Origin of the sequence: Sagittula sp. P11 (genome assembly GCF_002814095.1) — a bacterium.
GTDB lineage: Bacteria > Pseudomonadota > Alphaproteobacteria > Rhodobacterales > Rhodobacteraceae > Sagittula.
On sequence record NZ_CP021913.1, the window covers coordinates 562850 to 585333 of the forward strand.

Annotated in this window: 21 protein-coding genes; 13 read left to right on the forward strand and 8 right to left on the reverse strand. The window is 68.1% G+C overall.

The features are described 5' to 3' along the window. Positions 1-106: 106 nt before the first annotated feature. From CDO87_RS02700 to CDO87_RS02710, 3 genes are all read left to right on the forward strand, one after another. Complete coding sequence (locus CDO87_RS02700) at positions 107-1444, forward strand: HAMP domain-containing sensor histidine kinase (protein ID WP_100927330.1); 1338 nt, start codon at positions 107-109, stop codon at positions 1442-1444. Continuing rightward, positions 1441-2082 carry a response regulator transcription factor gene (locus CDO87_RS02705; RefSeq protein ID WP_100927331.1) on the forward strand — a complete coding sequence of 214 codons (642 nt, stop codon included), beginning with the start codon at positions 1441-1443 and terminating at the stop codon, positions 2080-2082. The genes CDO87_RS02700 and CDO87_RS02705 overlap by 4 nt, the downstream gene beginning before the upstream one ends. Positions 2083-2369: 287 nt before the next feature. Then, positions 2370-3482 (forward strand): hypothetical protein, encoded by a 1113-nt coding sequence (locus CDO87_RS02710; protein ID WP_100927332.1) that lies wholly within the window; start codon positions 2370-2372, stop codon positions 3480-3482. A gap of 118 nt (positions 3483-3600) precedes the next feature. Here CDO87_RS02710 and CDO87_RS02715 read toward each other — a convergent pair whose 3' ends face one another. The 4 genes from CDO87_RS02715 to CDO87_RS02730 all read right to left on the reverse strand — a co-directional run bounded on the left by CDO87_RS02715 (position 3601) and on the right by CDO87_RS02730 (position 7616). Then, entirely contained in the window at positions 3601-4551 is a 951-nt protein-coding gene (locus CDO87_RS02715; RefSeq protein ID WP_254698303.1) for a 2-hydroxyacid dehydrogenase, read from the reverse strand. Between the two features lie 12 nt (positions 4552-4563). Then, positions 4564-6075 carry a tripartite tricarboxylate transporter permease gene (locus tag CDO87_RS02720; protein WP_100927333.1) on the reverse strand — a complete coding sequence of 504 codons (1512 nt, stop codon included), beginning with the start codon at positions 6073-6075 and terminating at the stop codon, positions 4564-4566. A 7-nt stretch (positions 6076-6082) separates the two neighbouring features. Continuing rightward, the gene (locus tag CDO87_RS02725; protein WP_100927334.1) at positions 6083-6556 is read right to left on the reverse strand and encodes a tripartite tricarboxylate transporter TctB family protein; all 474 of its coding nucleotides are present in this window, start codon (positions 6554-6556) and stop codon (positions 6083-6085) included. An 88-nt stretch (positions 6557-6644) separates the two neighbouring features. After that, on the reverse strand, positions 6645-7616 hold the full coding sequence (locus CDO87_RS02730) for a tripartite tricarboxylate transporter substrate binding protein (RefSeq protein WP_100927335.1): 972 nt from the start codon (positions 7614-7616) through the stop codon (positions 6645-6647). 272 nt (positions 7617-7888) lie between these two features. On the opposite strand from CDO87_RS02730, the gene CDO87_RS02735 reads away from it, so the two are divergent. Continuing rightward, a complete protein-coding gene (locus CDO87_RS02735) occupies positions 7889-8821 on the forward strand; it encodes a LysR family transcriptional regulator (protein ID WP_254698305.1) in 933 nt (310 codons plus the stop codon). Positions 8822-8900: 79 nt separating this feature from the next. On the opposite strand, the gene CDO87_RS02740 is transcribed toward CDO87_RS02735, so the two are convergent. After that, entirely contained in the window at positions 8901-9767 is an 867-nt protein-coding gene (locus CDO87_RS02740) for a MurR/RpiR family transcriptional regulator (protein ID WP_100930815.1), read from the reverse strand. Positions 9768-10073: 306 nt separating this feature from the next. On the opposite strand from CDO87_RS02740, the gene CDO87_RS02745 reads away from it, so the two are divergent. The 9 genes from CDO87_RS02745 (at position 10074) to CDO87_RS02785 (ending at position 19302) form a co-directional block, all read left to right on the forward strand. Then, on the forward strand, positions 10074-11141 hold the full coding sequence (locus CDO87_RS02745) for an extracellular solute-binding protein (RefSeq protein ID WP_100927337.1): 1068 nt from the start codon (positions 10074-10076) through the stop codon (positions 11139-11141). Continuing rightward, complete coding sequence (locus CDO87_RS02750; RefSeq protein WP_100927338.1) at positions 11141-12172, forward strand: ABC transporter ATP-binding protein; 1032 nt, start codon at positions 11141-11143, stop codon at positions 12170-12172. The genes CDO87_RS02745 and CDO87_RS02750 overlap by 1 nt, the downstream gene beginning before the upstream one ends. Further along, positions 12169-13020, forward strand: coding sequence for an ABC transporter permease (locus CDO87_RS02755; RefSeq protein WP_100927339.1), 852 nt, complete (start codon positions 12169-12171; stop codon positions 13018-13020). Before CDO87_RS02750 ends, CDO87_RS02755 begins: the two co-directional genes overlap by 4 nt. After that, complete coding sequence (locus CDO87_RS02760; RefSeq protein WP_100927340.1) at positions 13017-13802, forward strand: ABC transporter permease; 786 nt, start codon at positions 13017-13019, stop codon at positions 13800-13802. Before CDO87_RS02755 ends, CDO87_RS02760 begins: the two co-directional genes overlap by 4 nt. Beyond that, complete coding sequence (locus tag CDO87_RS02765; RefSeq protein WP_100927341.1) at positions 13799-15025, forward strand: diaminopropionate ammonia-lyase; 1227 nt, start codon at positions 13799-13801, stop codon at positions 15023-15025. The genes CDO87_RS02760 and CDO87_RS02765 overlap by 4 nt, the downstream gene beginning before the upstream one ends. Then, a complete protein-coding gene (locus CDO87_RS02770) occupies positions 15022-16257 on the forward strand; it encodes a Zn-dependent hydrolase (protein ID WP_100927342.1) in 1236 nt (411 codons plus the stop codon). Before CDO87_RS02765 ends, CDO87_RS02770 begins: the two co-directional genes overlap by 4 nt. Next, on the forward strand, positions 16254-17243 hold the full coding sequence (locus CDO87_RS02775) for an N-carbamoyl-D-amino-acid hydrolase (protein ID WP_100927343.1): 990 nt from the start codon (positions 16254-16256) through the stop codon (positions 17241-17243). Before CDO87_RS02770 ends, CDO87_RS02775 begins: the two co-directional genes overlap by 4 nt. Positions 17244-17465: 222 nt before the next feature. Beyond that, the gene (locus CDO87_RS02780; protein WP_306418222.1) at positions 17466-17759 is read left to right on the forward strand and encodes a hypothetical protein; all 294 of its coding nucleotides are present in this window, start codon (positions 17466-17468) and stop codon (positions 17757-17759) included. A 139-nt stretch (positions 17760-17898) separates the two neighbouring features. Then, positions 17899-19302, forward strand: coding sequence for an amidase family protein (locus tag CDO87_RS02785; protein ID WP_100927344.1), 1404 nt, complete (start codon positions 17899-17901; stop codon positions 19300-19302). A 79-nt stretch (positions 19303-19381) separates the two neighbouring features. On the opposite strand, the gene CDO87_RS02790 is transcribed toward CDO87_RS02785, so the two are convergent. Genes CDO87_RS02790 through CDO87_RS02800 form a run of 3 tightly spaced genes read right to left on the reverse strand, consistent with a single transcriptional unit; the run spans position 19382 to position 22480 of the window. After that, positions 19382-20227 (reverse strand): F0F1 ATP synthase subunit gamma, encoded by an 846-nt coding sequence (locus tag CDO87_RS02790; RefSeq protein WP_100927345.1) that lies wholly within the window; start codon positions 20225-20227, stop codon positions 19382-19384. After that, positions 20224-21753, reverse strand: a complete 1530-nt coding sequence (locus CDO87_RS02795) for a F0F1 ATP synthase subunit alpha (protein WP_100927346.1) — start codon at positions 21751-21753, stop codon at positions 20224-20226. The genes CDO87_RS02790 and CDO87_RS02795 overlap by 4 nt, the downstream gene beginning before the upstream one ends. Next, positions 21740-22480, reverse strand: coding sequence for a F0F1 ATP synthase subunit delta (locus tag CDO87_RS02800; RefSeq protein WP_100927347.1), 741 nt, complete (start codon positions 22478-22480; stop codon positions 21740-21742). The genes CDO87_RS02795 and CDO87_RS02800 overlap by 14 nt, the downstream gene beginning before the upstream one ends. Between the last annotated feature and the right edge of the window lie 4 nt (positions 22481-22484).

Genomic DNA, 22484 nt, shown 5'->3' on the forward strand with positions numbered 1-22484 from the left:
GGACAAAGCTTTTCCGACGGAATCCGGGAATGTCGGGCAATTTGCCCGCGACAAGACGGCACGATTGCCCGATCCTCGGGAACGCGGAGATCGGGGAGGACACACCATGAGTCTGAGGCTGCGGCTGGTTCTGACGCTCTGGCTGGTGACGCTGCTGGCCGGGGCGATCACCATAGGGTTCGCCGCGGCAGGCGCGTACGACGCCGCCGACCGTGCAACCCGAAATACCCTGACCCGCGCGGGCTACGTCCTCGAACGCAACTACCACATGGAGCCGCGCGCAGGCGATCCGCTCTATGCCGAGATGACGTCGATCAAGCTGCTGGGGCTGATGGCTCCGGGCACCTGCATCCGGTTCGAACAGCGTCTGATCTCGGAGCGGCGGCTCTGTTCGAGCTGGCAGATGTTCGGGCCGGTCGCGCCGGATCGGTTCCGCAAGACCGTCACGCGCATCTTCGGCGCGATCGAACCGGCGAAGGGCAATGGCAGCGCCTCGCAGGACAGCGTCTTCGGGATCGAGGTGACCTTCGATCCGGTGGCCGCCGCGACGCTGGCGTGGCAGCGGGTGAAGCTGGCGCTCTGGCAGACGCTTGGGATGGCGGCGGGTGTGCTGTGCCTTGGTACGCTGGCGATCTATTCCCGGCTGGAACCCGTCGGTCCGATCGTCCGCGGACTGGATCGCCTGAGCGCCGGTGACCTCGACACCCGCGTGCCCCCCTCCGGCGCGCCGGAGTTCCGCAAGATCGCCGAAGCGGTCAACCGCCTCGCGCAGCAGCTGAAGACCGGCACCGAAGCGCGGCGCCTCCTGACCCGCCGGCTGATCGAGGTCGAGGATGTGGAGCGGCGGCAACTTGCCCGCGACCTGCACGACGAGTTCGGCCAGATGCTGACGGCGACCGCGGCGCTGGCCGCCTCCATCAGCCTTGCCGCGCCCCCATCGAACCCGGCGCTCGCCCGCGATGCCGATGCCATCGGCGCCAACATCCGCGCCATGATGACCTGCCTGCGCGGCGCCTTTGCAAGGCTTCGGCCGCCGGACCTCGACGAGGTAGGCCTGATCGCCAGCCTGCGCGGCATGCTGGGGGGATGGCAGGCGCAAAGCGGGGCACGGCTGACACTGGACAGCACGCTGGACGAGGACGGACTGAGCGGCGCCGTGGCGCTGGACCTCTACCGGATCGTGCAGGAGTGCGTCACCAACGCCATGCGGCACGGCGCGCCGTCCCGCGTGGAGGTGGCGCTGCACTCCGGCGGTGACACCATCGTCCTGACGGTGGCGGACGACGGCGGCGGCGGTATCGACGGGCGCGCGCCTGGCCACGGGTTGATCGGTATGTCGGAGAGGACGGAGGCGATGGGAGGCACGCTGCGGCTCGAGGATACGGGCAGCGGTGTGCGGATCCGCGTGACCCTCCCGGACACACGGGGGCGCTGCGCGGCATGAAGGACTACAGCGTCATCATCATCGACGACCACCCGGTCGTGCGCGAGGGCTACCGCCGCCTGATCGACCTGCAGCCGGGGCTGAAGATCGTGGGCGAGGCGGAGGACGCCCGCTCTGCCTATGCGGCCTTCCGCGACCTGCGCCCCGACGTCGTGGTCATGGACGTGACCCTGCCCGGGGCCAGCGGGATCGAGGCGATCCGCCACATCCGCCAGTACGACGACACCGCGCGCATCGTGGTCTTCACCATGCACCTCAGCGCCGCCTTCGCGCTGAAGGCCATCAAGGCGGGCGCCACCAGCTACATCACGAAAAGCAGCGATCCCAAGGTGCTGATCGAGGCGATCTTCGGCGCGCTGCGCGGGCAGACTGTGATCTCGCCCGACGTGATCGAGGCCATCGCCCGCGACCGCATCTCCGGCGTGGGGACCGGGCTCACCGATCTCAGCCCGCGGCAGACCGAGATCCTATGCCTCCTGGCCCGGGGGTGGTCCGCCGAGCGCATCGCCGGGGAACTGTCCATCAGCCAGAAGACCGTCCGCAACAATCACTACCAGATCAAGAGCATACTGGGCATGGAGACGGACGCCCAGCTGGTCTGGTTCGCGCTCGAGACAGGGCTGCTGCAAGCGGTCTGAATTGTCCCGGCCTTCTCGGTACTGATTTCTGTGGGGGCGCCATTTTTGTGGCGGTCAGGCGGGTTGGCATGTCGCCTGACCGGGCAGCAGCACATGGCCATCATTGCGGGCTTGGGCCAATCGAATCTCTACCGAAGATGCAGGGATTGGCGCCTTTCGCGTCCGTCACGCACGCCGCTTTCGGGGCCGAACAGACACCGGATACGAGGCGCTCCGCCTATGCCCCCGACGGAGGGGAACGACAGGCATGATTGTCGCGTTCACTTACTAAATGAAAGGCTTCTGACATGAACAAGTTCTTGATCGGCAGCGCCGTGGCGCTTGCTTTGACGACAACCTCCCTTTCCGCGGCCCCGATCCACGCAAAGGGCAACGCCGGAGGCTTCACCGTCGCCCAGGGCGAACAGGTCTGGCTCGCCAAGGGACCGCAGGGCAACGGTAACGGCAAAGGCAATGGTGGCGGCAACGCCAAGTTGCTGAAAAAGGGCAACGGCAACGGCAATGCCGGGAAGGGTAATCCGGGCAACGGGAACGCCCAGGCCGACAACGGCAAGGGCAAGGACAAGCCCGGCAAGGGCAACGCCCAGGCCAACAACGGCAATGGAAACGGCAAGGGCAAGCCCGAGAATGCCGGCGGCCCGAAGAACAACGGAAACGGTGTCGCGCAAGCTGCGAACGGCAACGGCAACGGCAAGGCGGGCAAGGGTCGCAAGGCCTACACCGCCGCCGAGCGTGAGGAAGTGGTGAAGCGCATCGTCTCCACCCCGGCACCCGCAGGCCGTGACATGACCCGCGTCATCGGGGCCACCGCGCTGGCCCTCGCGACGCCGCAGCTTCTCTGGTCCGACGTGACCGACGATGAACTCATCACCTACACCAACTGCCCGCCGGGGCTGGCCAAGAAGGATCCGCCCTGCGTGCCGCCGGGCCTCGCCAAGAAGGGCGTGACCTATGACGAATGGGTGTCCTACGACCGCGACCGCTACGAGGAAATCTGGCTTGAGCGCCGCGACGAATGGCTTGGTCGCGGTGTGGACGTCGACCCGGACCCGGACCTGCTGCTCTTGCAGTCGGACCAGATCGCCGAGCTCTTCAACCTCGCGCCCGCACCGGACGGCCAGCGGTACGCCCTGATCGACGGCCTGCCCGTGCTGCTCGGCGAAGAGGACTACACCTCGCTGCTGCTGGTCAACCAGACGGCACAGGCGGCCGACCTGCTGAACGGAGTGCCGATCGCACCGACGGCGGCTTTGACGCAGGAAGAGCTCATCAACCTCTACCGCCTGCCGCAGCTTGGCGCGGACGAGAACTATGCCGTGGTGAACGGTCAGCTCGTGCAGTTGAACGACTCGGAATACGAGCTTCTTCAGATGATCCGCATCGCGCGGGCCGTGCTGTAAACCATGCGTCGACCCACCCCTACGGTGCGGACGCAACCGGAAATGAAGCAGCCGCCGGGTAACCGGCGGCTGTTTTCATGTCGGCGGAGGTTGCTGTCCTTCCGACCCCCGCCCGTCTTCAGACCACCGGGGTCAGGACCGGCTCTCCGCGCAGGTGGGCGCGCAGGTTCTTCACCACGAGGTCGCCCATTGCCGCGCGGGTCTTGTGCGTGGCGCTGCCGATGTGCGGCAGCAAGACGACGTTCTCCTGTGTCCGGAGCGCCTCCGGCACATGCGGTTCCTGCGCAAAGACGTCGAGCGCCGCACCCGCGATGGTGCCCTTCGACAGCGCGTCGATCAGCGCCTCTTCGTCCACCAGATCGCCGCGGGCAACGTTCACCAGCCGCCCGTCGGAGCCCAGTGCCTCCAGCACCTCGGCGCTGACGATGCCGCGCGTCTGCGGCGTGCTGGGAGCGATCACCACCAGCCAGTCGACGTCCCGCGCCATGGAGACCGGGTCGGCGTAATACTGGTAGGGCTGGTGCGCCTGCTCGGACCGGCCGTGATAGACGACGCGCATGGAGAAGGCCTGCGCCAGCCGGGCGATGGCCTTGCCGATCCGCCCCAGCCCGATGATCCCCACCGTCGCGCCGGTCAGCTCGGCGGTCAGCGGCATGGCGCCCTCGCTCTCCCACCGGCCTGCGCGGACGTATTCGTGGCTGTCGGGCACCCGGTGCGCCAGCGCCAGCATCAGGGCAAGCGTCACCTCCGCCACGCAGTCGTTCAGCACGTCCGGCGTGTTGGTCACGCGGACGCCGTGCTCCTTCGCCGCCTCGACGTCGACCGCATCGTAACCCACCCCGAAGGAGGAGATGATCTCCAGGTCGGGCAGCGCCTCGATGATCTCGCGCGAACAGCCCGTGCCGCCGCCGGTGGCAATGAAGCGGACGCCTGCAGGCAAGGCGGCAAGGAAGGCCGCCTTGTCCTCTGCGTCGCAATAGCGGTGCAGGGTGAAATCCTGGTCGAGCTGGTCGACCACGCGCGGCGTGAGGTTTGCAACAAGGAGAAGATCGGGTTTGGTCATGGTCATATCGGTCTTTGGTCAGTTGGATGTGTCGGTGGCCGCCGTCCCGGACCCTTTGCGGCGCAGCAGCATCAAGACAAGCGGCAGCATCCAGACGGCGATGGTGAACAGCCCCAGCCCGGCAGAGATGGGCCGTTCGAAGAAGGCAAGGAAGCTGCCGTCGGACTTGATCATTGAGGTGACGAAGTTCTGCTCCAGCATCGGTCCGAGCACCAGCCCGAGGATCGCGGGCGCGATGGGGATGTCGTTCTCCTCCATCAGGAAACCGATGATGCCGAAGACGAACATCAGCCAGATCCCGAAGACGGAGTTGTTGATGGCGAAGGACCCAACCATGCAGAACATCAGGATGATCGGCATCAGCACACGCTGCGGGATGGACAACACCTGCCGCGCGCCCTTGATCGCCAGCCAGCCCAGCGGCAGCATCAACAGGTTGGCGACGAGGAAGACGATGAACACCGCGTAGATCATCTGCGGCTGGGTGATGAAGACCATCGGGCCGGGGTTGATGCCCTTGATGTAGAGCACGCCGATGACGATGGCGGTGATGGAGTCGCCGGGAATACCGAACACCAGTGCCGGGATCCACGCCCCGGACATGGCGCCGTTGTTGGCCGATCCGGCCTCTACCAGACCCTCCACGTGGCCCTTGCCGAACTTCTCGGGCGTCTTGGAGAACTTCTTGGACACCGCGTAGCTGATCCATGCGGCGATGTCGGCCCCTGCACCGGGCAATGCACCGATGGCGGTGCCAAGCGCACTGCCGCGCAGCGCCTGCACCGGGTACTTGCGCATGTTCTTGAACTGCTCGCGAAAGATCCCGCGGTTGCCGGTGGCGGGCGGCTTCTCGTCGCTGCCACGGTGGATGAAGGCGCGGATGACCTCCGATACGGCGAACAGGCCGATCATCGCGGGAATGAACTGTACGCCGCCCATCAGCTCGACGTTGCCGAAGGTGTAGCGCGGCTCGCCGGCCGGGTTCTCCAGCCCCACCGTGGCGGCGAAGAGCCCGATGAAGAGCGAGATCAGCCCGCGCGCCGGAGAGCCCGGCGAGATGAAGACCGCGCAGGACAGGCCGAGGACGACGAGCCAGAAGTATTCGAAGGACGAGAACTTCAGCGCGACCTCGGCCAGCACCGGCGATGCGGTGATCAGCACCAGCGTGCCGAAGATGCCGCCCAGCGAGGAAAAGACCAGCGACGCACCGAGCGCCGCCTCGGGCCTGCCCTGTTTGGTCAGGGCGTAGGCGTCCTGCACGTAGGCGGCGCTGGCGGGTGTGCCGGGCATCCTGAGCAAGGTGCCCGGGATGTCGCCTGCAAAGATCGCCATGGCGGTGGCCGTGACGATGGCGGCGATGGCGGGCACCGGCTCCATGAAGAAGGTGACGGGCACAAGGAGCGCCGTGGCCATGGTGGCCGTGAGCCCCGGGATCGCACCGACGAACATGCCGAAGGCTGCCGCGGCAAGGATGACCAGCAGGACGTATGGCTGAAAGACAAGACCGGCGGCTTCGGCGACTACGGACATGACGGCCTCACCAAAGGAACGGCAGGAAGGGGCTGCGCGGCAGCGGCACCAGCAGCAGCTTGCCGAAGCTCTGCTGGATCGCCAGGGCGGCGACCAGCGCGACCGGCACGGCGATCACGAGGCGCACGCCCAGAACGAGCATCGCCAGCACCATCACCGCAAGCGCCGTCGGCAGGAACCCCAGTAGTGGCGACAGCAGGATGTAGGCGAGGATCAGCAGCAGGACGCAGGCCATGCGGATCAGCGAGGCGGTGTTGCCCGTCCATTCCGCCAGCCGCAGGCCCGGCAGCCGTTCGCCCGCCATGACCGCCTTGACGATCAGGAAGAGCCCGGTCAGCACCGTCACCAGCGCGATGGCGCGCGGCATGGTGCCTGCGCCGTAGGCCTGTCCGGGGATTGCCTTGAAGTTCCAGGCCGAGATGTAGATCGCGATGCCCCCCAGCAGGGTCAACAGCCCAAGGGTCAGATCGGTGACGCGCATTCTGCTGTCCTCGTTGATTGGTCCCGGAAGACGGGAAAAGGGCCGGAGGTGATGCCATCATCCCCCGGCCCCCGCTGTCGGTCGGACCTTACTCGGCCGCCAGACCGGCCTTCTTCATGACCTCGCCGAAGGCGGCATCGTCGTCTGCGACGATCTGCGTGGCCTCGTCGCCGCGCGCCCACCGCAGGCCGAAGCCGCGGTCCTTCATGAACGTCTGGTACTCTTCCGAGTTGTAGGCGGTTTCGATGGCGTCCATCAGCTTGGTCTTCACGTCGTCGGGCAGACCGTCCGGAGCGGCGACGGAGCGCCACACGGCGACCGTCCAGTCAGACCCGGTGGATTCCGCCAGCGTTGGCACGTCCGGGAAGGCGTTCTGCCGTTCCGCCGACATGGTGGCCAGTGCCACGACACGGTTCGCGTCGATCATCGAACGGCCCTCGGCCAGCGACGACGGCACGATGTCCACACCGCCCGCGACCATGTCGGTCAGGCCGGGCGCGGCGCCCTGGCTGGGGACGAAGGTCACGTGGTCGGGGGCCAGCCCCTCGGACAGGAGCCACCCGGCGAGGCCTACGTGCCAGATGCCGCCCTGCCCGGTGCCGGACGCCTTGTAGGTGCCCGCAGGCTCGCTCTTTATGCTCTCCAGCAGCGCCTCGACGCTGTCGAAGCCCGAGTCGGCCGAAACCATGACGCCGCCCGGATCGGCGTTGACGATGGCGAGGATGTCGAAGTCCTCGTAGGTCAGCTCGGTCAGGCCCTGCCAGTGCATCATGTCGATCTCGATGGTCATGATGCCGATGGTGTAGCCGTCGGGCTCGGCGTTCGCGATGGCGCTGTGGCCCACCACGCCCGAGCCGCCGGTGCGGTTCACCACGTTGACCGGCACGCCCAGCTCCTTCTGGATCTCGGCGCCCAGCAGACGGCCGACGGCATCGGTGCCGCCGCCCGCGCCCCACGGCACGATCAGCTGGATCGGCCGCTCGGGGTACTCTGCCCAGGCGGCGCCGGTCACGGCGGCAAGCGTCACGGCCGCGGCGGCGGCGGTTTTCATGAAGTTCATGGTAATCCTCCTCTTTTCCCTGTTTCCGGCTGCGGGTCAAACGCGCCCGCGCCGCGAATCTGCGAGGGGTCGGAAGCGGATCGGCACGCCCGCGGCACATGTCCGCATGGCGCCGATGCTGTCCGTGGTTCCCCCCGTAGTCTCCTCCACCGTTGACGCTATCCAGCGCAGTGATAACGTTCCAATGAAACAATCCACTTCTGCGATCGCGAAAAGCGATTGCTCTTCCGGGGAGGCACAGGCTGGACAGGGACATCACCGCCAACCTCAAGGTGCGGCATCTTTCGCTGATCGTGGCGCTTGCCGATCACGGCACGACCCACAGCGCGGCGGACGCGCTCAACATGACGCAATCGACCGCGTCCAAGATGCTGCGGGACGTCGAGGAGATCTTTCAGGCCTCCCTGTTCGAGCGCAGCCCGCGCGGCATGGTGCTGACGCCGCTGGGCCAGTTCGCCGTGGACAACGCGCGGGCGCAACTTTCGCGGCTGCAACGGTTTTCCGAGGAGTTCTCCGCCCGGCGTGCCGGCGGTTACGGGACGCTGGCCATCGGCGCCATCACCGGGGCGGCGCCGGACCTGGTGGCCCGCGCCGTGGCCGAGATCAAGGCCCGCCGCCCGCAGCTCTCCGTGGCTCTGCACGGAGAGACCAGCGACGGCATCCTGTCGGAACTGGAGGCCGGGCGGCTCGACCTGGCCGTCGGGCGGTTCAGCGCAGAACGGCACAGGACCGTGTTCTCCTTCGAACCGCTGGCGGAGGAACGGCTAGTCGTGGTGGCGCGCTCCGGTCACAGGCTGGCCAGCGGCGCGCGGCGGCTCGACGACCTCCAGGACTGCGCCTGGGCGTTGCAGCCGGAAAGCAACCCCTCACGCCAGGTGCTCGACGCGGCCTTCGACCGGGCGGGCCTGCGGCGTCCGCGGGACACCATCGAATGTTCGTCGATCCTGCTGATCCTGAACTTGGTGCAGGAGTCCGAGGCCGTGGCCCTGCTGCCCGCAGCGGTGGTTCAGGCGCATGTGAAGGCAGGATTGTTCACCGTCCTGGACATACGGCCGGAGATCCGGCTGTCGGGCTTCGGCCTCGTCACGCGCCGCAAGGAACCGCTGGAGCCCGTCGCGCTGGAGTTCTGCGACATCCTGCGCGCCCGCGCCCGCGGGGACAGCCCGCGCCGGACGACCGGGCGCGCCGGGTCTTCCCGAACCTAGACGGCAACGCGGTCGGGCATGGCCCTGCCCCGTCCCCGCTCTGCACAGTCGTCGACCGGATCGGGCAGACCGGGCGCCCTCAGCGCGCCTGTTCCAGTTCGGAGAGGGCGTCGCGCAGGGTCTCGACCTCGTTGAGGTGGTGCAACGCGGCGTCGCCCAGGGCTTCGGCGGTATCGGCGGCCAGCAGGCGCAGAACCGTCATGACGCCCACGTAGCTGTCCAGCGGCAAGGCGGTCTCCACCGCGCAGGTCAGCGTCCATGTGGCGAAGGCGGGCGCTTCGCGCAGCCCTTTGTCCGCCACCAGGACAAGCCGCGCGCCGCGCCCGGCCAGCAGCCGCACGAGGTGCCCGAACTGCGCCGGGCGGCGGCGCAGGCCGATCACCACGACCACGTCGCCCGGGCCGACCCCGGCGATGCCTTCTGCCAGCGTCTGCCCTTCCAGCGCGAGGGGCGCCACATCGGCCCGCAACTGCGCAAGCTGTGCGGTCAGGTAATCCGCGAGGAAACGGCTGTTCCGGAACCCGATAAGGCGCACCTGACGCGCCTCCGCCAGTGCCCCGGCGATCTCGACCAACATGCGCGGGTCGATCTGGGCCAGCGTCGCCTCGATCACGCCTGCCTCCGCGCGCAGCAGGTCGGCATGGCTCGACGCCATCTGCATGTCGCCCTTCATGAACAGCGGGGAGCCGGTCTCGCGCAGGGTGCGGGCGTCCTGGCGCGCATCCTCGAAACTGCGATAGCCGAGCCGCTGCACGAAGCGGCTGACCGTCGCGTTGGACACCCCCGCCAACCCGGCCAGTTCCGAGGCGGTCCAGACCGGCATCTCGGAGGGCGCATTCAGGATCGTGTCCGCCACGCGCGTCTCGCGGTCGGGCAGGCTGGCATAGGTCTCGTGGATTCGCCGCAGCAGGGAGCCACGCGCATCGGAAGGGGCGTCAGCGTTCATGTTCCATGACATTTACCCCTTTTCATCGACATGCAAACTCATTTTCACCGCCACCTGCTCCGTCATGCCGCCCCCTCTCCCCATATCGAAAACGACCGTTTCCCGGGCGCCGGCACGCCGGGTCTGCCACATTTCCGGGCAAACCGTGGCCGCAATCCTGTTTTCACCATTTTAACTTATACGAAAATCAGTTTTCATGCCACCCTCGGCACATGGCCCTTCCCGGCAGGAACCGACCCGCCGGCACGGCCCTGCACAACAAGAATGACAAAGACCCGCCCGACAGATCCAACAGAGAGGAAGACCATGCACCGCCGAACCCTCCTTCAATCCGCACTGGCCGGCACCGCGCTTGGCGCCCTGGCCCCCGCCACGCGAGCCTTTGCCGCCACCGACATCCTCTGGATGACATGGGAGAACCTGGCCAAGGACGAGTACCTCGCGCCCTTCCTGTCCGCCCATGACGTGACGCTCACCAAGACCTTCATCGGCACCGACGACGAACAGTTCGCCAAACTGCGCGCCGGCGGCGCCTCGTCGGTCGACCTCATCACGCCCGGGCTCGACAAGGTGGAGTTCTACACCGCCTCCGACCTGCTTCAGCCGATCGACTTCGAGAAAGTGCCGAACGCCGCCCTGCTTTACGACACGTTCAAGCAGACCCCGCTGGGCAAGGTCGATGGCGAGACCTACGGCATCCCGTTCTATTGGGGCATCAACCCCATCGTCTACCGCGCCGACCTGATGGACGAGGAACCCGACTGGTCGGTGTTCTTCGAAGGCGACAAGTACGACGGCAAGCTCGCCATGCGGGACTACGCGCTCGAAGGCATCATGATCGCGGCCATGTACCTCGGAATCCCGGAGTCCGAGATGTTCGACATGGACGACACCCAGCTGGCCGAGATCAAGCGCGTGCTGATGATCCAGAAGTCCAAGCTCAGGACCTACTGGAACTCCATCGGCGACCTGACCAACCTGTTTGCCACCGGCGAAGTGGTCTGCGCCTTTTCCTGGGTGCCGCCCTACTACGACCTGCGCGCGCAGGGCATCGACATGGGCATGGCAAAGCCCGAGGCCGGCGTGATCGGCTGGTGCGACACCATTGCCGTGCCGAAGGGCGTCGAGGGCGAGCGGCTGGACGCCACCTTCGCGCTGGTGAACTACCTGCTCGGCCCCGAGTACGGCAAGATGCTGGCCACGGGCGGCCCCTATGCGCAATCGACCAGCGCCGCGCGCGACATGCTGAGCCCGGAAGAGCAGTCGAAGATCTTCGTCGACGACCTGTCGGTGATGGACAGCTTCGTCTGGAAGAAGAACCCGCCGCGCTACAACGAGTGGGTCGCGCTCTGGAACGAGGTCAAGGCAAGCTGATGCCGGCCCTCCTGGAAGCGTCCGCGCTGACAAAGACCTACGGTCGCGTGACGGCCGTGGCCGGGGTGGATTTCACCCTGGCCGAAAACAGCTACGTGACGCTTCTGGGACCCTCCGGCTGCGGCAAGACGTCGATCCTGCGGATGATCGGCGGGTTCGAGGACGTCAGCTCCGGCGCCCTGCGCCTTGACGGCAAGCGGCTGGACCAGGTGCCGGCCGCAAAGCGCCCGATCAACACCGTCTTCCAGAACTACGCGCTATTCCCGCATCTCACGGTGCTGGAGAACGCGGGCTTCGGTCTGGCCTATGCGGGCAATTCCCGGGCCGAGATCGCCACCCGCGCCCATGACGTCCTGAAGACCGTGCAGATGGAGGGGTTTGCCGAGCGCCGCCCCTCGCAACTCTCCGGCGGGCAGCAGCAGCGCGTGGCGCTGGCGCGTGCCATCGTCAACCGGCCGCGCCTGCTGCTGCTGGACGAGCCGCTCTCCGCGCTCGACCGGCGCATGCGCAAGGACATGCAGATCGAGCTGAAGGATCTGCAAAGGCGGCTCGGCATGACCTTCCTGCATGTGACTCACGACCAGGAGGAGGCCTTCGCCCTCTCCGACAGCATCGTCGTCATGCGCGATGGCCGCATCGAACAACAGGGCCGCCCGCAGGACATCTACGCCCGTCCGCGCACCGCCTGGGTCGCCGATTTCATCGGTGGCGCCACCTGCGTGCCCGGCGAGGTCCGCGCCCGGACGGGCGAGACCGCCACCCTGGACACCCCCCTTGGCACCTTCACCTGCCCGGCGGCGGCAGAGGCCAAGGGCGGCGCGGTACTCTGCCTGCGCCCCGAGCAGGTGGGGCTGGCGGACGAGGGCATCCCCGCGACCGTCACCCACTGCGTCTTCCGCGGCGCGGACTGGCTGATCGAGTGCAGCGCGGGGAACCTGACCGTGCAGGCGACCCATGCGGGCACCCCTCCCGATCCCGGCGCGACCGTGGCGCTGGCCTTCGATCCGTCCCGCGCGTGGATCGCCGCATGACCCGGCTGGGCACCATATTGGCGAGCCCCGTGGTGGCGGCCCTTCTGGCGCTCTGCCTCGCGCCGCTGGCGATCCTTTTCGTCTACAGCTTCTACCAGGTGGATTTCGTCGCCATCTCGCGCGAACCGACCCTGGCCAACTACGCCAAGATCGCCGGGTCCGCGACCTATCGCAGCCTGATCGCCCGCGCCTTCGGCTCTGCCGCGCTTGTGGTCGTCATCACAGCCGTGATCGCCTACCCGGTGGCGTGGTTCCTGGCCAAGCGGGTGGGCGCGGCGAAGTCGACGCTGCTCACGCTCCTCCTTGTGCCGCTCTACTCCGGGGACCTTGTCCGCATCTTCGCATGGCGCGTGCTGCTGGGGGCCGAAGGCGTCATCAACCGCAGCCTGATGTGGCTCGGCATCATCGAGACACCGCTGCAGAGCCTGCTGTTCAGTCCCCTCGCCACCCATATCGCCCTCGTCTACAACTACCTGCCCTTCATGGTCATCGGGCTCTGGCTGGCGTTCGAGGCGCTGGACGACGCCTGGCTCGAAGCCGCCGCCGACCTCGGCGCCCCGGCCCGGGACAGGTTCCGCCGCGTGGTGCTGCCGCTGACCCTGCCCGGGCTGATCGCCGGCGGGCTGATGGTCTTCCTCATGGTGGCGGGCGACTACCTGACGCCGCAACTGCTGGGCGGCGCGTCTGGCATCACCATCATCTCCGCCATCAACGACCTCTTCGGCACGGCCTTCGACTGGCCGCTCGGGTCGGCCATCGCCTGGACCATGCTCGCGATCCTGATGATGGCCTTCGCCGCCGGGGCGCTTGCGATCCGCCGGTCGAGCCTCGTGGAGGGCCGCACATGACCCGCGCCGCCCAAAGCTGGACCCTGCTGGTCTTCGGATTCATGTACCTGCCCATCGCGGTGATCCTGATGTTCTCGCTCAACGCGTCGGACATCATGGCCCTGCCGCTGCGCGGCTTCACCATGGAGTGGTACGACGCCATCCTGCACGACGGGCGCCTGGGGCAAGGCTTCCTGACGACGCTGAAGACCGCCTTCCCCGTCGCCATCCTCGCCACCCTCTTCGGGGCGCTCGCGGCACTGGCGCTGACGGTCTACCCGATGCGGTTCCGCGGCCTGATGGTGGTCATGCTCCTCCTGCCCTTCCTCGTGCCCAAGCTGATCCTCGCGGTCAGCCAGTTGATCCTGCTGAAGGAACTCGGGCTCGACCGCGGCCTCTGGACGGTGATCGCCGGACAATCCGTCATCGTGCTGCCGTTCTGCACGATCATCATCGCCTCCGTCCTGATCCGCATCGACCTGCGCCTCGTCGAGGCAGCCGAGGACCTCGGCGCCTCCCGTTTCGAGAGCTTTCGCCGCGTGATCCTGCCGTTGATGCGCAACGGGTTGATGGCCTCCTGGGTGATCGCCTTCGTGCTGTCCTCGGCGGAATACGTGCTCACCGCCTTCCTGGGCGGCCGGGAACAACCGCTGTCGGTGCTGGTGGCCTCCGACTTCCGCTTCAACCTTTCCCCCAGTCTCAACGCCCTCGCCGTGCTGATCGTGCTGGGCAACATCGCGCTCGTGGTGCTGGCAGAGTCGATCCGCCGCCGCTCCGGGCGCGCGAACCGAGGACTTTCATGAAATACGACACGCCTTTCGGGACCTCTGCCGAACTGATCCTGAACCCGCATTTCGACGCAGCGGCAGACTATGGCGCCACGCAGCAGGCGGTGCTGAACGACGCGGCCTTCGACACGGCGCGGGCCACGATTTCCGCCTGGCCCGGTTATGCGCCGACGCCGCTCCACGCATTGCCGGGACTGGCGGCCGAGGCCGGTGTCGCCGCGATCCACTACAAGGACGAAAGCGCGCGCTTCGGCCTCGGCAGTTTCAAGGCACTCGGAGGGGCCTATGCCGTGCTGCGACTGCTGGTGCGGACCATCGCCGAGGAAAAGGGGGTGGAAGCCACGGTAGCCGAGATCCTCGCCGGCGCGCACGACGACGTGGTGAACGGCATCACCGTCTGCTGCGCGACCGACGGCAACCATGGCCGGTCCGTCGCATGGGGGGCGCAGACCTTCGGCTGCCACTGCGTCATCTTCATCCACGCCACCGTCTCGGACGGGCGCAAGCAGGCCATCGAGGGCTACGGGGCGGAGGTCCGGCGCTGCGCCGGAAACTACGACGACAGCGTGCGCGAAGCCGACCGCACCGCCCGCGAAGAGGGCTGGACGGTTGTCTCCGACACCTCCTACCCCGGTTATACCGAGATCCCCAAGGACGTGATGCAGGGCTACGAACTCATGGCAGCCGAGGCGGCCGAGGCGCTGCCCCGGCCGCCCACACACGTCTTCATCCAGACCGGCGTCGGCGGCGTGGCGGCGGCGGTCGCGGCGCAGCTCCGGCGGCGGTACGGCACGCAGGCGCCCAAGGTGATCCTCGCCGACCCGGAGAAGTCCGCCTGCTGGCTGGAAACGCTGCGCCACGGCGAACCGACCCCGGTGCACGGCGATCTCGACACGCTCATGGCCGGGCTGGCCTGCGGCGAGATCTCCCTTCTGGCGTGGGACGTGCTGAAGCCGCTGGCCTTCGCTGCCGTGTCTGTCGCCGACGAGGATGCCGTGGCCCTGATGCGCCGGCTCGCCGATCCGCACCCGGGCGATCCGGCCATCGTCGCAGGGGAAAGCGCGGTCGCCGGGCTGTCCGCGCTCATGGCCGCCGACGCCCATGCCCCGGCCCGAACGGCGTTGGGGCTGGACGAAACCGCGCGCGTGCTGGTCTTCGGCACGGAGGGCGACACCGACCCGGCGCTATACACCGAACTGGTGGGCCGCCCCGCCGATGCCGTCCGGGGCGCCGCATGATCGACCTCGACCGGCTCCTCGCGCGCATCGAACACCTCGGACAGGTCGGCGCCCTCCCCGGCGGAGGGTGCAAGCGGCTCGCGCTCTCGCCCGAGGACGCCGCCGGTCGCGCATTGGTCACCGCATGGTTCCGCGACCTGGGGCTCGAGGTGACAACCGACGTGATCGGCAACACCTGGGCCATCCGTCCCGGCCTGCGCGACCTGCCGCCCGTGGTCATGGGATCGCACATCGACACCGTCGCCACCGGCGGGCTGTATGACGGCACGCTCGGCGTGCTGGCGGGGCTCGAAGTGATCCAAAGCGCCATCGAGGCGGGCATCGAGACCGATCACCCGCTCGCCGTCGCCTTCTTCACCAACGAGGAAGGCGCCCGCTTCGCCCCCGACATGATGGGCTCCGGCGTGGCGACGGGGGCGCTGCCGCTCGACGCGATGCTGGCCAGCCGCGGCATCGACGATGTGACCGTCGGCGACGCACTGACCTCCATCGGTGCCCGCGGCGACGCCCCTGTCGGCGCGCTGTCCCCGGCGGCCTACCTCGAACTGCACATCGAACAGGGCCCGGTGCTGGAAGCCGAAGGGCTGCAGATCGGTGTGGTGACGGGTGTGCAGGGCATCTCGTGGACCGAATTCACCGTAAAGGGCCGCTCGGCGCACGCGGGCACGACCCCCATGCCCATGCGCCGGGATGCGGGCCACGTGGCCGCCGCCATCGCCATGGAGGCGCGCGCCATCGCCACCGATTTCGCCCCCCCGCAGCTCGCCACCGTGGGCCGCCTGTCGTTCTCTCCGGACCTCGTCAACGTGGTGCCCGAACGCGCCACGCTGACCGTCGACCTGCGCAACACCGACGAGAACCGCCTGGCCAAGGCCGAGGCGCGGCTCTTCGCCTTCGCGGAGGCCGCGGCACGCAAGGAGGGCTGCACCCTGACCCGCCGCGCGCTGGCCCGCTTCGAACCCGTCGCCTTCGACCCGGCGCTGGTGGACGACATCGCCGCCGAAGCCGACCGACTGGGCTACAGCCACCGCCGGATGCCCTCCGGCGCGGGACATGACGCGCAGATGTTCGCGCCGGTCTGCCCCTCTGCCATGATCTTCGTCCCGTCCCGCGACGGCATCAGCCACAACACCGAGGAATACACCGCGCCCGAGGACCTGGCACGCGGCGCGCGGCTTCTGGCCCACGTCGCCCTCGCCCGGGCGGGTCAAACGAAAGGACCCCGCGCATGAGCCGCAAGATCGTCGCCGCCACCGCCCAGCTTGGCCCCATCGCCCGGGACGAACCGCGCGCCTCTGCCGTCGCCCGCATGATCGCCCTGATGCGGGAGGCGCATGCCCGCGGCGCGCGTCTTGTGGTGTTCCCTGAACTGGCGCTGACCACCTTCTTCCCGCGCTGGCTGCTGGAAGAGCCGGAGCTCGACCGGTTCTACGAGACGGAGATGCCCAGCCCCGAAACCATGCCGCTGTTCGAGGCCGCTATGGAGATGGGCATCGGGTTCTACCTGGGCTTTGCCGAACTGCTGTTCGACGGCGAAAGGGAACGCCGCTTCAACACCTCGATCTTCGTGACGCCCGATGGACGGATCGCGGGCAAGTACCGCAAGGTTCACCTGCCCGGCCACTACAACTACGAGGACTGGCGCGCCTTCCAGCACCTCGAAAAGCGGTACTTCGAACACGGCGACCTCGGGTTTCCGGTGTTCGAGGCGATGGGCGGCACCATGGGCATGTGCCTGTGCAACGACCGCCGCTGGCCCGAGACATTCCGAGTGCTCGGCCTGCGCGGCGCGGAACTCATCATGCTGGGTTACAACACGCCGCAGCACTATCCGCAGGCGCCCGAACACGACCATCTGCAGGACTTCCACAACCACCTGTCGATGCAGCACGGCGCCTATGCCAACGGCGCGTGGGTGATCGGCACCGCCAAGGCCGGGCTGGAGGAAGGCTGCGAGCTGATCGGCGGCTCCTGCATCATCGCGCCGACCGGAGAGATCATCGCCCGCACCCAAGGCCGGGGCGACGAGGTGGCGGTGGCGGAGATCGACCTCGACCGCTGCCGCGAGCTGCGGGAAAACGTGTTCAACTTCACCCTGCACCGCGAACCGGGCGACTACGGACCGATCTGCGAGGGGGCAGCCGACCGTGACCGGACGCGGGCCGAGACCACCCGCAACAGCCACTTCACCGGCACGGGACCCGCGACCTCGGAGTGACCTTTCCGGGCGGCTCTGCCGGGGTGCGGCGGGACGCCAGCCCCGCCCCGCCCGTCCATTTTGCCACCGTTCGATGTACCGAGGAAAGCAAAAGGCCCGTAGCACGTACCGGGCCTCGCGCCTCTGTCGAGATTGACAATTCTCCGGTTTGAGCCACCTGTTGTGCACGTCGAGCCAGAAGCAGAGCCGGTCAGGCCCCGGGAGACGCCCCATACGCCGGTCATGTCCGCCTGCTCCGAACAGACCGCAAAGGAGCGCGCCATCGAAGCTCAAGTGATCGCCATAATCATCGTGTTGCCGTTCGCCCTCGCCTTCATCTACGCGGGGGTTCACGAATACATGCGCTTCAAGTCCGATGGCCGGGCCAACTACGGGCTTGTCTACAACGAAGAGACAGGCACCACCCACATCACCGGCATACCCGAGGACGAAGAAGCCTTCGACCCCGACGAATTCGACCCCAACAACTACAGGGATCTGGAACTCCGGCGCGGGTCCGACGACGAGAGGTCGTGACCCTGTTCCGTCCGGTCGCCTGAACGGGACCCCGGCAGGTCGCAGATGCGCCCCGGTCCCGCGGATCGCCGCCATCTCGGACCGCCGACACAGCCAGCCAGGCGTGATAGACTGTCGTTGCACGTGGGGCCGGAAGCTCATGGACCTGACACAGATATCGCTTGTCGCAGCCGCGGAGATGATCCGTTCCGCACGGATGTCCTGCCGCGAGTTTGTAGAGACGCTGATCCTGCACGCCGAGGAACACGCCGACCTCAATGCCTTCACCCGGTTCGATGCGGAGGAGGTTCGCCGCGCCGCGCGTGAAGCGGACAGGCGTCAACGGGCCGGCGGTGACTTGGGCGCCTTGCATGGCATGCCCGTGGCCATAAAGGACTGCATCGACATCGCCGGGATGGCCACGACCGCGGCGACACCGGCCCTGAAGGACCATGTCGTCGGCCGCACCGCATCCGTGGTGCAATCCCTGCAATCGGCCGGCGCCATCGTCTTCGGCAAGACCAACATGTACGAACTGGCGTTCGGCATCACGGGCAACAACGACCACACCGGCCCGGCCCTGAACCCGCACGACCGGACCCGCTCTGCCGGGGGAAGCAGCAGCGGATCGGCTGTGGCCGTGGCGGCAGGAATCGTCCCGGCCTCCGTAGGTACGGACACGGCAGGTTCGGTCCGCATTCCGGCGTCGTTCTGCGGCGTGTTCGGCTTTCGGCCCTCAACCGGCCGTTACGGCAGCGACGGGGTCATGCCGGTGTTTCCGACGCGCGACGTTCCCGGCCTGTTTGCCCGCTCGGCCGAAGATCTGTTGCTGCTGGATGCCGTCCTGGCCGATGAAAAGGACGTTCCCGACATCCCGCTTAAGGGCGTCAGGCTTGGCCTGCCCGGTGGCTATTTCCTGTCCGATCTGGAAAGCGGTGTCGCGGCAGCATTCGAAGAAACCCTTGCACGGCTGGTTTCCTGCGGTGTCGAGATCGTCGATGCGGCGATGCCCGACGTCCCGCATTGGCTGAAGGAAATGGCCGGTCCGATCCGCGCGTGGGAGCTGCCGAGAGCGCTGGAGGCCTACCTGAAGGCGTCGGGCGCGCCTGTCGACTTCCGTTCATTGATCTCCGGCGTTGCAGGCTCATACGTGCGGGAGGAGTTCGAAGAGGCGATGCTAGGCGCCGATGACGAGGACCTGGGCGAAAGATACCGGCACGTGATCTCCGTCGCGCTTCCCGAATACCGGAAAAGGTACGTCGAACACCTCAGGCACAACGGACTGGACGCCATCGTCTTTCCCACGACACCGATTGCAGCGACGCCTCTGGGTGAGGAGAGGAACGTCATCATCGATGGTCAGCAGGTCTCCGTCTGGAAGACCTTGCGGAACACCGAACCGGCGACATTCTTCGGCGCACCCGGGGTGACGATGCCGATGTCACGCAAGGTTCACGGCGTTCCGGTGGGGTTCGAACTCGATGGGCTGCCGGGAGAGGACCGAAGACTGCTGGCTGTTGCGGCAAGGATTTCAGAAGGGCTTCGAGGGCGCGGCACCGGCTGAGGGCCACACAGCCTCATTGATCGGCCCTGGCAGGACCGACCTTGTCTCGCCGCAAGATGCGCAGCAGACAGGCGCCCGGTCACGTCCTCGCCCGGCCGGCGGCCAGTTCGGCGATCTCCTCCGTGATCTCGTCCTGCCGCAGCCTCCGTGATGTGGCGACCAGACTGTCCAGCTTGTCGGCCACGTTCTCGTGTGCGGCCACCATCGCACGCATCCGGGCGATGTTCTCGGCGGCAAAGGCAAGCACGACCGCCTCGATGAGTTCGGCGACGATGTACTCCTCGGTCAGGGACGCCAGCAGCCTGTCCGGCGGGAGCGTGATCCGCGGCTCGCCGGATCTGCCGCCGTGGGCAAAGCGCGCATAGTCGAATGGCACCAGCCGCTTCGTCACGACCTCGAAACCGCCGGCGCTGACAGGGGCGGCGTGGACCACCCGGACCTGTGCCACGGACGCCTCCGCCAGCATGGCAAAGAGCGCGTCGGTCATCCGTGTGACCAGCGCCACTGCCTGCGCCGGATGCACGATCATCTCTCCGCTCCAGCGCACGTGCCGATGCGCCTCCGCCGCGAGGATCGCGCCCCTGTGACCCACGAGAAGCAGATCGTTGCCGCCCGACAGCAGCGGGTCCGCCGCTGCGAAGACCTGTTCGTTGTAGGTCCCGACAAAGCCCTGCTCTGCCGCGATGAGGATGACGGCGCCGCGCTTGTCCTGCGTAGGAGCCGTGTCGGCCTCCGGCACCGGGAACATCGCCAGCGCCTCGGCAATTGCCTCGCCGATGGTCCCGGCATAGGCGCGGATGGCGGCGGCATGGTCCCGCGCCTCCTGCACCCGGGCGGTGGCGATCCCGCGCATCGCACCGACGACGGTCCCCAGTTTTTCGACCGAACCGATGCGGCCCTCCAGTTCGGCGAGGCGCCCGGTCATGACGCGCCCGCCTTCCCGTCCATGTCGCGGACCAGTGCGGCCACCGCCTCAGACAGGACGGCGCGTGTCTGCGCGTCCAGCTGCCGGGTGTCGCGCAGGTTGTCCATCGCGCTGGCTGCATGGCTGCGCAACCACCCCGGCAGACGCGCCCGGAGCGTGGCCATGCGCTCGGGCGCCATCCCGTCCAGCGCGCCATCGGCGTGGGCCGCAAGAAGCGCCACCTGCACCGCCATCCCGAGGCCCGCGAACTTCGGCTGGGTCAGCAGCGACCGGATGCGCCGCCCGCGATCCAGTTGCTGCCGCACCCGGTCGTTGGTTACACCGCCGAAACGGCTGAACATCTCCAGCTCCTGGAACTGCGCGTAGTCCAGCCGCACCCGGCCCGAAACCTGCCGAAGGGCGGGCCATTGCGCCTTGCCGCCGACCCGGCTCACCGACAGCCCCACGTCCACCGCGGGCCGGTGGTTCGCCGCGAACAGCGCGGTGTCGAGCACGATCTGCCCGTCGGTGATCGAGATCAGGTTGGTCGGGATATAGGCCGACAGGCTGCCCGCGTCGGTCTCGGCAATCGGCAGCGCGGTGAGGGACCCGCCCCCCCGTTCCGGCGCCAGCTTCGCCGCCCGCTCAAGGAGCCGCGCGTGCAGGTAGAAGATGTCGCCCGGATAGGCCTCCCGCCCCGGCGGCTCATGGGTGAGGAGCGCAAGTTCGCGGTGGGTCGCCGCATGGCGCGTCAGGTCGTCGATCACGATCAGCGCATGCCGGCCCGCGTCGCGGAAATGCTCAGCCATGGTCATGCCCGCGAAGGGCGCGATCCACTGCAGGCCCGGGCTGGCAGAAGCGCCGCCGACGACGAAAATGCAGCGCTCCGGCGCGCCGTGGCTGCGCACCGCCTCGATCACCCGCTGGACCGCGGCGGCCGGCTGGCCCACGGCGACATAGACGCAGATCACGTCGCTGTCCTTCTGGTTGACGATCGCATCCACGGCGAGGGACGTCTTGCCGGTGGCGCGGTCGCCGACGATCAGCTCCCGCTGGCCGCGCCCCAGAGAGAAGAGGCTGTCCACCACGAGCACGCCCGTCTCCAGCGGTTCCGTCACCTCCGCGCGGTCGATGATGGCGGGGGCGGGCCGTTCCACCGGCAGCCGCATCTCCGTCTCCGGATCGTCGCCACCGTCGAGCGGACGGCCCAGCGGATCCACCACCCGCCCCAGAAGCGCATCGCCCACCGGCACCTCGAGCACGCCGCCGGTGTCCGCCACCCGCTGCCCTGCCCCGATGCGGCTGCCGTCGTCGCAGATCACCACGTCGATCTCCTCCGGCCCGAGGCTGTGGGCAAAGCCCAGCTCGCCGCCCTCGAACCGCAGGAGCGCCCCCATCGCCGCGTCCGGCAGGCCCGACACCTGCGCGATACCGTCGGCGATCCGCTCGACCCGCCCGACCGCCAGCGCCTCCGGCGCAAGGCGCGCGCGATCAAGGGCGGCACGGCTGCGGGCCAGCCAGTCGGACGGGGCGTCAGGCGTGGTCATCGGCTGCGATCCTCTCCGCCATCCCGTCCAGATCGGCGCGGAGCGTATTGCGGACAACGGCGTGCGGCGTGTGCAACTCCAGCCCGGCGATCAGGCTCTCGTCCGTCTCCACCCGCACGTTCACAGGGTGGCCCAGCACCGCCGCCAGGCGCGCCGCCACCTCCGCCTGCTCCCCCGCTGCAAGGTCGCGCGCCGCGCGCAGCACCACCGGACCGTCCGTCCCGATCCGCGCCTGCGCCGCGTCGGGCAGCGTCCCCACCGCCTCGGCCAGACCGTCGGCGAAAGCCGCCGCCCGCGCGTCATCAGGCAAGCGATCAAGCAGCCGTTCCGTCATGTCCACCGCCAGTGCCGCCGCCTCCGCCCGCCAGCGGTGCGCCTCCGCCTTGTGCAGCCGGGCGAGGTCGGCGCGCGCCTCGGTCTGCATCCTCTCGGCCTCCGCCCTGGCATCGTCCAGCATCTGCCGCTTGCGGGTCCCGGCCTCCGCCTCCGCCGCGGCGATCAGATCCGAGCGATCCCGTGCAACCGCGTCCTTGTGGGCCTCTGCCTCCGCCAGCGCCGTTTCTGCCGCCGCGCGCGCTGCCTCGGCCTCGTCCAGCACGGCATGCGCCGCCGCCTGCCGCTCGGCGATGATCCGGCTGACCGGGCGGAACAGGAAGCGCGCCAGAAGCCAGACCAGGACGAGCGCGTTCACCGTCTGCAGGCCGAAGGTCCACCAGTCGAAATCCAAGGTG